Genomic DNA, 13,428 nt, shown 5'->3' with positions numbered 1-13,428 from the left:
TCGTCGCGAGTACCAGATATCCCGGACGACGGATATCTTCGTCGCCGAACCTGCGACCAGTCGCGGGGCATGGCAGAGGTAACTCGATCATTGACAAAAAGGCGTATGCGGTGGTCGCAATCGGGTTGCTGCGCTCGGTTCGGCCCCGTCGAATAAGCCCGCCTGGATAGGGTGCCCAACAAAAGGCTACTGAATAACAGGCTACTGAATGGTTTGTTATAACAATCACTGTTTGATAAAGTGCCATCCCTCGATTACAGCGCCTATATCTGAGGTGATCCATGGACCAGCAGCATGACTATGATGTCATTGTCGTCGGCGCTGGCGCCGCCGGGTTCTCCGCGGCGATTGAGGCTGCAACCGCCGGTGCCAAAGTCCTGCTCCTCGAGTGCGGCAAGCGCGTCGGGGGTTCGACCGCCTTGTCGTCAGGGGTGATCTACGCTGCGGGTACAGAAATTCAGAAGGAGGGCGGAGTCGTTGACACTGCCGATGCGATGTTTGCATATAGCTCAGCGCTGAGTCAGAACCGTCAGGATGCCTCACTCTTGCGACGGTTTTGCGACGATTCGGCCCCGCTGATTCAATGGCTGCAGGCGCTTGGCGGCAGGTTCGATCATCAGCGCCTCTATCAGGGAGGGGCAGAGCCGCCCGGAGTTCGTCGGAGCCATCGGTTTGAGGGAAGGGGGGAAGGTCTGATTGAGCTTCTGGAGCGTCATGCATCGGAGCGCTCAGTTGAAATCGTTTGCAGCACTCGCGTGGTGGGGTTGGTGAAGGGCGAAGCGGGAAGGGTTTGCGGGGTGCGAGGGGAGGACTATGAAGTCAAGGCCGGAGCAGTAGTTCTGGCGTGTGGCGGGTTCGGCAACAACATGGACCTCGTCAAGGAGTTCTATCCAGAGGTTGCCGCCGCCGCAGGCGATTGGCTCTGGTACATCGGCAACGAGTTCTCGATGGGTGATGGCCTCAATATGGCCAAGGAGGTCGGCGCCGCAATTGGAAACCATAATCGGGGATTGATTGGGCTGACGCATGGCTTCATCCGCGGAAACGAGCTGTTCCATCCGGACTGGCTGGTTTTCGTCAATCGCAGCGGCCGGCGCTTCGTGCGCGAGTTCAGCCCCTACGGACTCGTGGCCCGTTCTGTGATGGATCAGCCAGGCAAGACCTGCTTCGCCATCTTCGACGAAACATCTCGCAAAGCGGCCGCCGCCAACAAAATGTACGCCGGCCTGATGGACCAGAGCTGGACCGCCGACAACATCGCGATCTTGGCAGACGAAGGACGCATCATTCGGGCGCAGAGCCTTGAGGAACTCGCGGGCCGCGCTGGCATTGATGGCGCGGTATTGGCGAGCACCGTCGAGTCCTACAACAGTGACTGCGACGCAGGCACCGATACGCGGTACGGAAAGAGCCCCGGCGAACTTCGTCCATTGCGCACCCCCCCGTTTTACGCCGCCGAAATCCGGCCGGCAATCCTGGCGGGCACTTTTACCGGTGTCCGGATTGACCGCGAAGCGCAGGCGCTGGATTCATCTGATCGGCCGATCCCCGGCCTGTACGCGGCTGGCGAAACGGCGGCGAGCATGGGTGAGCTTTACATTGGCGGCGGCAACGCCATCGCCAATGCATTGGTGTTCGGGCGGGTTGCTGGAAGAAATGCTGCCAACTCGACAGTCAAGCATTGAGCGCCCCGAAAATCCCGACAGCGGCTCAACTAACGATTGACCTGCTTCAGGAATGCCGGTGCTCCGAGGCTTGCTCATCGGACTCGATGCGAAACTCACCACATTCTGATTCATCGACGCGGCTGCGCCAGTCTGTCTCGGCGGCTTAGCGCGCGTCGTCCAGCGCTCTACGCAGCAGCCTCGCGCTGGGCTGCAAGTCGGAAGGCACCGTGGGCATGAGTCCGAGTGCCACGAAGCGGGCATAAATGACCAGTGAGCGGTAAGCGGCGAAGACCGTGTAGTACGGAAGATCTTTCAGCGGCCGGCCCACCCACGCGGCGTACTGGCGCAGCGTCTCCTCGTGGGTTGGCCATCCGGCCATGCGCGGGATTCCGATGCCCTCGTGAAAATAGCGATCCATCAGCAGCCACCAGGCCAGATCCTTTTCCGGCATGCCGATCGACGACATTTCCCAATCGAGAACGGCGACGCAGGTCCAGTCGCGGAACATCAGGTTGCCGAGGCGCGCGTCGCCCCAGCACAGGCGCACCTCCGGCTCTACTGGCAATCGGTCGCTGAGGAACTCATGAGCCTCATCGAGGATCGCGCGGTAGTGACCGGCGCAACCCCGTCGGTACAGCGCGTCGAATGCTTCAAGATCACGCGAGAGAGGACCGGCACCGCTCGCATTGGGCGTCTGCAGGCCGGTTGCCTTCCAGTCGACGCGATGCACAGCAGACAGGGTCTGCAAGCCGTTCCACCAGAGTTGTTCTCGCTGCCTGGCCGTGGCGTCCGCGATCCAGCCGGACCCTGCCGCGGAGTAGGGGGGATTGTCGGAGGGGACTCGCCCGTCGACGTGACGCATTACGAAGAAGGACGCGCCGAGAATCGAGACGTCTTCCTCGAACCAACGGACCTCTGCAACCGGCGCTGTCGACGCCTTGGCCAAGGCCTGCATCGTTCGGCGCTCGATCGAGAGGTCGAAGCCGAGGAAGATTGGATCACGCAGGGGCGCCCGCCGAAGAACGTAGCGCTCCGTGGTCCCGGCGATCGCGAGGTCGACGAAAGTGGTTTCATTGGAGTAACCGTTGCTCTTCGGAACCTCCAGGTGCGCGATCTGGATATCCGTTTGCGGAAGTCGCTGCCGAAACCACCAGAGCAATCGTTTGCGAAATCCATCCGAGTCATCCTGGCGAGGAGGAGGGCCGGCGTGGATGCCGGCGGGCAGCTTATGCGGAAGGTTGGTGATGGGCTCGGTCATAAAATATCTCGAAGGAAAAGGGTCACGGTGATGGTCGCTTCCGATGGCCATTGCGAAGTATCAAACAATGATTGATTATAAAACAGAATCGTGAACCGCGGCGCAGGATGACCAAAGCATGGCAATGAACGAATTGGAATACGCAGACGATCTGCCAAGAAAGAGCATCCCGGCCGGCATTCCGTTCTGGAGCGAGAGCTACGCGTTCTGGGTCTACCCCGACGACCATCGCTTCGACCTCTATATCCACTACCAGCGGCAGGTAGCCGACCCAGGTATCTGGAAGGCTATGCTGGTCCTGTTGTTGGACAACGGCGAAGCGCTGGTGACGAAAAGCTTCGGGCGCCAGGCGGATGACGCGGGTCCGGGACCCGCTGGATTGAACGTCAGATGCCTGGAGCCGGGGCGCCGCTGGGCGTTACGGTTCGACGCGGCGGCGCAGCGCGTACTGCAAGCGGATCTGTGGAAGTCGGAATTGCGCGACGGAATCGTCGAGCCCTTGTTTGTCGAGTTCGAATTGGATGCCATCGCTCCGGTCTGGTCGCTGGACAGCCAGAACCTGCAGAAGCAGGAAGCGATGATGAGCAGTCACGATGAGCAGGCCTACCGCAGCAAGGGGGTGTTGCGCTTTGGCGGTCGCGAACTCACATTCACGGGTGCGGGCTACCGGGACCACTCCTACGGCCCGCGCAACTACAAGCGGATGGGCGAGTCGCAGATTGTCTTGGGTGTGTTTCCCAGTCGTCGTGCATTCTGGTTCATCACCGGACGCACACCCGAGGGCGTGTATGCCCATTGCGAAGGGGCGCTCGCCGTTGACGGCAAGATCTACCCGCTGAAAGTCGAAGATCCGCCGTTTCACCTGGACCTGCTCAAAGGCAAGGAATCGATGGACTACGTGCTCAACAGCGAACTCGGTAAGATCCGGATCTGTGTGCGATACACCGGTCGGGGAATCCCGTTCTCGTTAACGTCACCGGCGGAAGAAGTGATCGGCGCTGTCGGCGGCTTCGACGCCGTCAAACTGGCCTACTGGGAGATGCAGATTCTGTCGACATGGGACGGCGAAGTCGGAGTGGGATCCGCACAGGGAACAATCTGTCGCTGATCAGCCTTGCGCCGTCTTCTGCGACCCCTTCGGACCGCAGAATCCGTGCTGGATTTCTTGGCAAACGCCCAAGTGGATCGCTACGACAAAATATCTAGGCTGGCGGACAATTCAGGAACATCGGATTGAGCCAGTCGGACGAGCCAAAATACAGTGGCGTCAATTTGTGCAGCCGCATGCGCCACTGGCCGTCCTCGATCACGCAGAGGTCCTCGTACATTCCGAAACCCATGGGAGCCTGATCACTTCCTTTGGCCCTACCGTATTCCATGAGATAGGTCCTGAGCTTCGCCTCTTTGCCGTCGAACGCGATAATGCGAACAGACAAGATGCCTTGCAGCGCATAGTCCAGCCCGGACCAAAACTGAGTGAAGGCCTCTCGAATTTTGTCGCGACCGCCATCGATGGCGGACGGACCCAGCGGCCTTGGATCCCAAACTGCATCGACGGTAAAGCAATCTGCGTATTGGTCAGCATTTCTCCAGATCACTGCATCAGCAGCCTTTTGCGGTAGATCGAGCAGGTCCAAACGCGTTTTTACGTCGATATCCGATATTTTCATGTTATCTCTCCTGACGTTAGAAATTGTTCCCCATCGCCACGGGGGCGGCGCGACCCAGCAGAATGCGCTGTAGAGTTACCCCGGGAATAAAGGTCAACGCTAGAACGTAGGCCGCTACGACCATGTTTCCGAAAAACCAAAGGCTCCCTATAAGCGCTAACGAGACCCACAGACGCCGTTCACGGTAAAGAATCCAGAGTGACATACAGGCGAATCCCGTAAACAGGTCGCACACCGTCATCGCAATCCACGGTTGCTTTACCGCCGCTGCAAACTGCTGGAAGCCCTCGAAGAAGAGCGGTACTTGGGCTTGTGCCCAGATAGCGCTCGCCGCCGGGGCAGCGAACAAGGCAAGAGCTGCGACTCGTACCCATAGGATTGATCTATCAGTGGTCATGGCGATGCCTAGTGGGCTAGGGCCAAACTATAACCAAACAGTGGTCGATTATAAAGGGACGTCCATTGGACCAGGGTGCAGTAAGTGTCGATAGCCGCCTACTATTCGCAAATCCCCGAGTACGCCAAAGCGGCGTGACTCACACCCGCGAGTCTCTGGGAAACCGGGGTAGTTCGCTGGTCACGAATGTGTATCGGGCTTTATTCTTTATGATTTTTTCTAGCAGCCTGTCGGGCTTGGGAGATCGTAGCGAGGGTTTGGCCCGCTGTGTCCAAGCTGCGGGCGACTGAGGAGACTAGTGAGTCATATTTGACGAGGGCGCCCGCAGTTTGGGCGCAGCGGGCCGATGCCGCAGTAGATCTTGCCAAGCCCGACAGGCTGCTAGGGAATCTCTGAACTCAATAGAGAGATAAACGGCGCACTAGATCGGCGCTACAGTGAACTGCAAAGGTGCCCGCCGTCGACGACGATCTCGCTACCGGTCATGTAAGCGCCGGCCTTTGAGACGAGCAGGAGCAAGGGGCCATCGAGATTTGCATAGTCACCAAAGCGGCGAGCGGGTATGCGCGCCCTCAGCCTTTCGCCCGCATCGCTTTCAAGAAATTCACGATTGAGTTCGGTCGCCACGTACCCCGGCGCCAGACTGTTGACGCGGATCCCATTGTGGGCCATTTCCAGGGCGAGTGCCTGCGTCAGGTGCTTGAGCCCGGCCTTGGAGGCGCAGTACGGACCCACGCCGCCGGCGACGCGGTTGGCGAGAATCGACGTGATGTTAACGATGCTGCCGGCCTTGCTCGCGGCGACCATGCGACGTGCGGTTTCCTGCGCGACGATCCAGGCACCGGTGAGATTGGTACCGACGATGCTAACCCAGTCCGCGTCGGTGTAGTCCAGCGGACGCTTGGTATCGCTGACGCCGGCGTTGTTGACGAGTACATCAACAACGCCGAGTCGCGCTGTTATCGAGTCGAGTGCCGCGCTCACGCTGGCGCGGTCCGCAACGTCCATGGCGACGGCGACCGCCCTGTTGCCGGAGGATTCGATTTCGGCGACCAGTTCCGCAAGTTTGTCGGCGCGCCGCGCGGCGACCGCGACACTCGCTCCCGCTCGCGATAGCGTCAACGCGAAATGCCGGCCCAGGCCGCTAGACGCGCCGGTCACCAGCGCGACCTTGCCGGCCAGGTCAAATAGCTGTGCGTCGCTCATGAATGCGCTCCCTCACGCTCCGGCTTGCCAAGAATTTTTCTGGCGATGCTCCAGCGATGCACTTCGCTGGGGCCGTCGTAGATCCGGAAAGCGCGGATGTCTTTAAAAATACGCATCACGATGGTTTCGCCCATCACGCCCTGGCCGCCGAGCGTCTGTACGCAGCGATCGACGATGCGCCACACCGCTTCGGACACGATCACTTTCGACATGCTTGACTCGATGTTGCCCTGGCCGCCCTGGTCGAGTACCCAGGCTGTGTGCAGGATGTTGAGACGGGCGCTGTGCAGGTCCATTTCGTTGTTGGCGAGCTGAAAGCCGACACCTTCGTGCTCGCCTAGAGTCTTGCCGAAGGCGCGGCGCTTGCGTGCGTAGTCGAGCGCAACGTCGTGCGCGCGGCGCGCCTGGCCTAGCCAGCGCATGCAGTGCGTCAGGCGCGCAGGCGCGAGGCGGATCTGCGCATAGCGGAAGCCCTTGCCGAGTTCGCCGAGCACATCGCTAGCCGGTACGCGGAGGTTCTCGAAGTGCAGTACGCCATGGCCACCAGCGAAGCAGGAGTCGAGCGAATCCATCAGCCGTTCCAGCTGGATGCCGGGCTGATCCATGTCGGCTAGAAACATCGTCGCCGAACCATCTTCCATCTTCGCCATGATGATCGTGAAGCTCGCGCCCTCGGCGCCCGTGATGAACCATTTTCTGCCGTTAATAATGTAGTCGTCTCTGTCCTTGACCGCCGTGGTCATTAGCATCGAAGGATCGGCGCCAGCACCGGGCGCAGGTTCGGTCATCGCGAAGCAGGAGCGGATGTGGCCCTCGATCAGGGGCCGCAGCCAGCGCTCCTTCTGCGACGGCGTCGCGACCACTTCCATGAGATGGATGTTGCCTTCGTCGGGCGCGTGGATGTTCATCGCTACGGGCCCGAGCGGCGAGTAGCCAGCCTCTTCGAAGACGATCGCCTTCTCGATATGCGTGAGGCCCATGCCGCCAAGCTCGGTCGACGCATGCGGAGTCAGCAGGCCGGCCTTGCGCGCGCGCGCAACGAGTTCGGCGCGCAGCGATTCCTTGGGGCCGTGGCCCGTCTGACGCGCATCGTTTTCGAGCGGGATCACCTCGTCAGCGATGAATTGGCGTGTGCGCTGCTGTAGGTCGAGCAGTTTGGGGGAAAGCGAGAAGTCCATGATTGTCCTTTCAGAAGCGCCGACCCGCAGAGATATCGAGCGCGAATTCAAGCAGGCCTTCGGCGAGACCGCCCAGCAAGGCGAAACGGTCTTCCTTCGTTGCGCCTGCATGCCAGCGTGCATAGAGCTGTGCAAAAATGATCGCGGTCTTGAACTGCGCGACCACGCGATGAAAGCGGAAGCCAGACAGATCGCGGCCTGTCGATGCCGCGTAAGCCTGCGCCGCTTCGAGCCGGGTGGGGAAGCCCGGCTGCGCGGTCGGCATCTGCTGCAATTGGTGCATGAAGTCCGGGTCGCTGGGCTCGGTCCAGTAACTCAACAGCGTAGCGAGATCGAACAGACCGTCGCCGCGTGTGCCCTGGTCCCAGTCGAGCACGGCAACCGGCGCGAGCGTCGCCGGGTCGAGCAGGATGTTGTCGAGCTTGAAGTCGTTGTGCAGCAGCACGGCCGCGCCGTCGGGCACGCTGTTGGTGCGCATCCACGCGGAAAGTTCGTCGATCAGCGCCAGTGTGCGCGGCGTTGCCCACCCCTGCACTGCAAGGTTCGAACGCTTGATCCAGCCTTCCACCGCGCGTTCCAGAAAGCGCTGCGGCTTGCCCAGATCTTCAAGGCCGGCATCGACGGGATTCACCCGATGCAACTGGCTCAGCACGTCGATCATGGTCGCGCCAAGCTGACGGCCAACAGCGGCATCGCCGGCAAACGGCGGCGGCAACGTGTCGCGGATCGAGATGCCGCGGCGGTACTCGGTGATCTGGAACGGCGCGCCAAGTATGTTGGCAGCCGGGCACAGGTGCAGTGCGCGCGGGGCCAGTGGAAATTGCTCATGCAGCCTTGAAAGAATTTTAGATTCGCGGCCCATGTCGTAAGCGCCGGGCGGCAGCGGACCCATCGGCGGACGACGCAGCACAGCCTTGATGCCGTCGATCCGAACCAGGTAGTTGAGGTTGGCGAAGCCGCCCGCGAATTGGCGCGGCGCGGGTTCGGGGTCAAAGCTCAAACCCTGCGTGGCGAGGTAGCTCGCGAGCCTGGTCCAGTCCTGCGCGACGCTGTCCTGCGCGCTGCGCAGCTGCGGGCTTTCCACCTCGATTGCGGTGTTCATGTCAGCGCCCCGTGAAATGCGGATCGCGGCGTTCGCCGAACGCTTTCACTCCTTCGGCGAAATCCTCGCTGTGCAGCAGCAGCGACTGCGTGTCCGCCTCCCAGGCGAGCATAGTGTCGAGCGACATCGGCGACCTCGAAAGTATGGCTTTGGTGGTGGCAAGGGTACTGGGCGCCAGCTGCGCGAGCCGCCGGGCGAGTGCGACGGCGGTGTCGAGTACGGTGCCGACAGGCGCCAGCCGATCGGCCAGCTTCAGCTCCTTCGCCTGCTCGCCACGGATCGGTTCGCAGAACATCAGGATCTCGCGCGCCATGCCGATCCCCACGCGCTGCGGCAGCGTCCACATGAGCCCGTAATCGGGCTGCAGGCCGACTCGTCCGAACGATGCGCAGAACGTGGATGCCTCATCGACCACGACGAAGTCGCAGGCCATCGCGATCGAAAAGCCCGCGCCGTAGGCATTGCCCTCGACCGCGGCCACGACGGGTAACCGGCCGCTGATCAGCGTACGCACGATGCGGCTGCCCATTTGCATCGCACGGCGCATGCTTAGTGCCGGGTCGTCCAGGCCGCCCAGGTCGCCGCCGGCACAGAAGTGCTTGCCGCCGGACAACACCAGTACAAGCAGCTTGGGTTCGTCCTGCAGTTCGGCCAGGGTGCGTGCAAGGGCCAGGTACAGCTCGGGCACCAGTGCGTTGCGGCGCCTGGGCAGGTTCATGGTGACAATCGCCAGATGATCGCGACGTTCGACGACGACGGGCTCGGACATGGTTCTCCTCAAGCCTCGTCGTGTGCCCGCTGACGGAGCTTTGGTTTGGCAGTGAGTTGACGACGAGTGGGCCGGAGTATAAGTTGCGTGCTGCCAACAAGTAAATATTCCATGGTCGAATCGCTACCTGTCCGACGTAAGCAGGAAGAACGCACGGCCCTGTCCGACCAGCGGATGATGCAGGCTGCGATCGCCTTGATCGTGGAGTGCGGGATCGCCGGCACCACGCTCGCCGCGATCGGCGAGCGGGCGGGTTATTCGCGCGGGCTGGTCACGCATCGCTACGGCAGCAAGGCGCGCCTGCTCGCTCAGGTGCACGACGTCGCCATGGCCGACTGGATTCGTCGCGTGCAACAGGCGGTGGGTGATCGCAACGGCGCCGACGCGCTGGTGTGCGTGATCGACGCGCTGTATGGATTCATTGCGGAAGAACCCGACGAGATGCGGGCGATGTACCTGCTGCGTTATGCCAGCATCGATCCCGGTTCGGAGTTCCAGGCGAATGTTGCCAAGGCGCACAAGGCGCAGCGGCGCGACGTGCAGCGCTGGATCGAGGACGGCAAGAAAGCCGGCAGCGTGAGCCCCAAGATCGACGCCTCGCTGTTCGCGGAACTGTTCTGCGCGGCGGTGGATGGTCTGATCTATCGCTGGCTGACCAATCCCAAGATTGCTATTCGCGAGCTGCACGAACTGTTCAAGAAAGAAGTCCCGCGCGCGTTAAGACAGAGCGGCGAGCGCTGAATCCACACTACAGTGAGCCGGTGAACCGGCCGCAGGAGACGATGATGGAAGCCTACATTTACGACGCGGTCCGCACACCGCGCGGCAGGGGCCGCAGCGACGGCGGACTCCACGAGATCACGCCGATCCAGCTTGCTGCGCAGATGCTCGGCGCGCTGCGCGACCGCAACAACCTGGACACCGCACTGGTGGAGGACGTGATCCTGGGTTGCGTGTCGCCGGTGGGCGAGCAGGGCGCCAACGTGGCGCGAGTGGCGGCGATCTGCGCCGGCTATGCGGAGAGCGTCGCCGGCCAGCAGATCAATCGCTTCTGCGCTTCTGCGCTGGAGGCGGTGAATCTCGGTGCGGCGCTGGTGAAATCGGGCGAGGCGCAGGCGATCGTCGCGGGCGGCGTGGAATCGATGTCGCGTGTTGCCATGGGCTCGGACAGCGGCGCCTGGTACAACGATCCGCAGACCACTTGGAAGAGCTACTACGCGCCACAGGGCATCGGCGCCGATCTGATCGCGACGCTCGACGGCTACTCGCGCGCAGACGTCGACCGCTTCGCCGTCGAATCGCAGCGGCGTGCGGCGCAGGCTTGGGATCGCGGCAGCTTCCAGCGTTCAGTGGTGCCGGTGCGCGACGTGCTGGGCGAAGTGGCGCTCGCGCGCGATGAACATCTGCGGCCCGGCACCACACTGGCCGATCTGGCCAAACTCAAACCCGCGTTCGCCATGTCCGGTGAACAGGGCTTCGACGCGGTGGCCCTGCATCGCTATCCGCGTGTGGAAAGCATCTCCCACGTGCACACCGGCGGCAACTCCTCGGGCATCGTCGATGGTGCGTCCGCGGTGCTGATCGGCAACGAAGCTTTCGGCAAGGCTGCGGGACTGAAGGCCCGCGCGAAGATTCGTGGTTTTCGTTCCATCGGTTCCGAGCCCACGATCATGCTCACCGGTCCGGGTCCCTGCAGCCATCAGTTGCTGAAGAAACTGGGCATGACGCCCAAGGACATTGATCTCTACGAGATCAACGAGGCCTTCGCCGCGGTGGCGCTGCGCTTTATGCGCGACATGGGCATCAGCCATGAGCAGACCAACGTCAATGGCGGCTCCATCGCGCTGGGGCATCCGCTGGGCGCCACCGGCGCGATGATCCTCGGCACGGTGCTCGACGAGTTGGAGCGCCGCGATCTTTCCACCGGCCTCGTCACGCTGTGCGCCGCGGCCGGCATGGCCACCGCCACCGTCATCGAACGCGTCTGATCCGGAGATTCACCATGAACAACCTGACTCTCGCAGTCGGCGACGACGGCATCGCGCTGATCAGCATCGATCTCGCTGGCCGGCCCATGAACGTGCTCACGCCAGAGTTGCTGAACGAGTTCGACACCGCGGTGAGAGCCGTGCTGAGCGATGCCACGATCAAGGGCGCGGTGCTCACCTCCGCCAAGCCCGGCCAGTTCGTCGCGGGCGCCGATCTCAAGGACTTCGTCAACGCCTACGACAACGGCATGACCGCGGCGCAGGCCGCCGCCGACATGCAGGCCTTCCACAAGACCACGCGCGCGATGGAAACCGGCGGCAAGCCCTTCGCCGCGGCGCTGCCGGGGCTGGCGCTCGGCGGCGGCCTGGAACTGGCGCTGGCCTGCCATTACCGCGTACTTGCGGATGATCCCAAGGCCGTGGTCGGCCTGCCTGAAGTCACCGTCGGCCTGTTGCCGGGTGGCGGCGGTACTCAGCGTCTGCCGCGACTGATCGGCGTCGCGCCGGCTCTGCAGATGATGCTCACGGGTGCGCCGGCCAAGCCGACCGACGCGCTCAAGCTCGGCATCGTGCATGCGCTCGCACCGGTGGACGAGATCGCGGCCAAGGCGCGCGCCTGGGTGCTGGCGAATCCCGCCGCGCAGCAGCCTTGGGACCGCAAGGGATTCGTCGTGCCGGGCGGCGCTGGCCCCACGGCGCCGTTCGCCAACCAGGTCTTCATGGGTGGTGTCGCGCAGATTCGCCGGCAGTACGGTGAGAACGTGCCGGCGCCACTGGCTATCATGTCCGCGGTCTTTGAGGGCACCATCACCGGATTCGACACCGGCCTGCGTGTCGAATCCAAGTATTTCGGCAAGCTGCTGTCGGGCCCGGTGGCGCGCAACCTCATGCGCACCATGTTCGTGAACAAGGGCATCGCCGACAAGCTCGGGCGCCGGCCCAGGGAAGTTCCGAAATCGCAGGTGAAGAAGCTGGGCGTGCTCGGCGCCGGCATGATGGGCGCCGGCATTGCCTACGTGGCGGCGCAGGCCGGCATTGAGGTGGTGCTGATCGACGCGACCCAGGCCGCGGCCGACAACGGCAAGGCCTATTCCGAGAAAATGCTGGCCAAGGCGCTGCAGAAGAACGCGACGACGCCCGAGAGATCCGCAGCCCTGCTCGCGCGCATCACGCCGACGACGGATTACGCAAAGCTCGAAGGCTGCGATCTCGTGGTCGAGGCCGTCTTCGAAAGCCGCGAGGTCAAGAAGGATGTCACGCAGAAGGCCGAGGCGGTGATCCCATTCACCGCGATCTTCGCCAGCAACACCTCGACGCTGCCGATCACGGGCCTGTCGAAGGCCTCGAAGCGACCGGCGCAGTTCATCGGCTTGCATTTCTTCTCGCCGGTGGATCGCATGCCGCTGCTCGAAGTGATCATGGGCGAGCACACCGGCCAGGAGACCTTGGCCAAGGCGCTGGATTTCGCCGCGCAGATGAAGAAGACGCCGATCGTGGTCAACGACGGTCCCGGGTTCTACACCTCGCGGGTGTTCGCAACCTTCATCGACGAGGGCGCCTGCATGCTGCTCGAAGGGGTGGAGCCCGCGTTGATCGAGAACGCCGCGAAGATGGCCGGCATGCCGGTCGGTCCGCTTGCGCAGTTCGATGAAGTGAGCCAGGAGCTGTCCTGGAAGATCATCCAGCAGGCGCGCACCGACGGCTTGGCCGAGCAGTACCTGCGCAACGCGGCGGCGCCGGCGATCGAGAAGCTGATCCGGCTCGATCGCAAGGGCCGACGCTACGCGGGTGGCTTCTACGAGTATCCGAAAGACGGCGGCAAGAAATTCCTGTGGCCCGGTCTAAAGGAGCACTTCCCACCGAAGGCGGAACAGCCCGCTGCTGAGGAACTGCGCATACGCTTCCTCACGATTCAGGCGCTTGAAGCCGCGCGCTGCCTCGAAGAGGGCGTGATCACCGATCCGGCCGACGCCGACATCGGCGCGGTGTTCGGAATCGGCTATCCGCAATGGACCGGAGGTACGCTGAGCTACGTCGACACCGTCGGCATTCAGCGATTCGTCGCCGATTGTGAGCGCTTCGCCGCGGCCTACGGTCCCCGATTTCAGCCATCGGCCTGGCTTAAGGCGCGCGCACAAAAAGAGCAGGGTTTCTATCCCAAGCTCTCAGCACAGCCTAAGGCCGCCTGAGGAG

At 62.6% G+C, this 13,428-nt stretch carries 11 protein-coding genes; 5 read left to right on the top strand and 6 right to left on the bottom strand.

Annotated features, from left to right (window positions below):
• The first annotated feature begins 281 nt into the window (after nt 1–281).
• Nucleotides 282–1,685 carry an FAD-dependent oxidoreductase gene (locus JWQ90_RS00955; protein WP_299687962.1) on the top strand — a complete coding sequence of 468 codons (1,404 nt, stop codon included), beginning with the start codon at nt 282–284 and terminating at the stop codon, nt 1,683–1,685.
• A 145-nt stretch (nt 1,686–1,830) separates the two neighbouring features.
• Here JWQ90_RS00955 and JWQ90_RS00950 read toward each other — a convergent pair whose 3' ends face one another.
• Nucleotides 1,831–2,925: a phosphotransferase family protein gene (locus tag JWQ90_RS00950; protein WP_299687960.1), complete on the bottom strand. Its 1,095-nt coding sequence runs from the start codon at nt 2,923–2,925 to the stop codon at nt 1,831–1,833.
• 118 nt (nt 2,926–3,043) lie between these two features.
• Here JWQ90_RS00950 and JWQ90_RS00945 point away from each other — a divergent pair, with 118 nt between their 5' ends.
• Nucleotides 3,044–4,033 (top strand): hypothetical protein, encoded by a 990-nt coding sequence (locus JWQ90_RS00945; RefSeq protein ID WP_299687957.1) that lies wholly within the window; start codon nt 3,044–3,046, stop codon nt 4,031–4,033.
• Between the two features lie 94 nt (nt 4,034–4,127).
• Here the strand turns inward: JWQ90_RS00945 and JWQ90_RS00940 are convergent, their stop codons facing one another.
• From JWQ90_RS00940 to JWQ90_RS00920, 5 genes are all read right to left on the bottom strand, one after another.
• On the bottom strand, nt 4,128–4,595 hold the full coding sequence (locus JWQ90_RS00940) for a nuclear transport factor 2 family protein (RefSeq protein ID WP_299687954.1): 468 nt from the start codon (nt 4,593–4,595) through the stop codon (nt 4,128–4,130).
• 829 nt (nt 4,596–5,424) lie between these two features.
• Entirely contained in the window at nt 5,425–6,198 is a 774-nt protein-coding gene (locus tag JWQ90_RS00935; RefSeq protein WP_299687951.1) for an SDR family NAD(P)-dependent oxidoreductase, read from the bottom strand.
• On the bottom strand, nt 6,195–7,376 hold the full coding sequence (locus JWQ90_RS00930) for an acyl-CoA dehydrogenase family protein (protein WP_299687948.1): 1,182 nt from the start codon (nt 7,374–7,376) through the stop codon (nt 6,195–6,197). The genes JWQ90_RS00935 and JWQ90_RS00930 overlap by 4 nt, the downstream gene beginning before the upstream one ends.
• A gap of 10 nt (nt 7,377–7,386) precedes the next feature.
• Entirely contained in the window at nt 7,387–8,478 is a 1,092-nt protein-coding gene (locus JWQ90_RS00925; RefSeq protein ID WP_299687945.1) for a phosphotransferase family protein, read from the bottom strand.
• Between the two features lies 1 nt (nt 8,479).
• Complete coding sequence (locus JWQ90_RS00920; RefSeq protein WP_299687942.1) at nt 8,480–9,247, bottom strand: enoyl-CoA hydratase/isomerase family protein; 768 nt, start codon at nt 9,245–9,247, stop codon at nt 8,480–8,482.
• An 87-nt stretch (nt 9,248–9,334) separates the two neighbouring features.
• Between JWQ90_RS00920 and JWQ90_RS00915 the strand changes: the two genes are divergently transcribed.
• From JWQ90_RS00915 to JWQ90_RS00905, 3 genes are read left to right on the top strand one after another with little or no spacing between them, the layout of a single operon-like run.
• Nucleotides 9,335–9,988 (top strand): TetR/AcrR family transcriptional regulator, encoded by a 654-nt coding sequence (locus tag JWQ90_RS00915; protein ID WP_299687940.1) that lies wholly within the window; start codon nt 9,335–9,337, stop codon nt 9,986–9,988.
• A 44-nt stretch (nt 9,989–10,032) separates the two neighbouring features.
• Nucleotides 10,033–11,235, top strand: a complete 1,203-nt coding sequence (locus JWQ90_RS00910) for an acetyl-CoA C-acetyltransferase (RefSeq protein ID WP_299687937.1) — start codon at nt 10,033–10,035, stop codon at nt 11,233–11,235.
• 14 nt (nt 11,236–11,249) lie between these two features.
• The gene (locus JWQ90_RS00905; protein ID WP_299687935.1) at nt 11,250–13,424 is read left to right on the top strand and encodes a 3-hydroxyacyl-CoA dehydrogenase NAD-binding domain-containing protein; all 2,175 of its coding nucleotides are present in this window, start codon (nt 11,250–11,252) and stop codon (nt 13,422–13,424) included.
• Nucleotides 13,425–13,428 lie beyond the last annotated feature (4 nt).

The sequence above is a fragment of the Hydrocarboniphaga sp. genome (genome assembly GCF_028291725.1).
Classification (GTDB): Bacteria; Pseudomonadota; Gammaproteobacteria; order Nevskiales; family Nevskiaceae; genus Hydrocarboniphaga.
The sequence above is the reverse complement of the archived record's forward strand: the minus strand, read 5'-3'. Positions and strand labels throughout refer to the sequence as shown.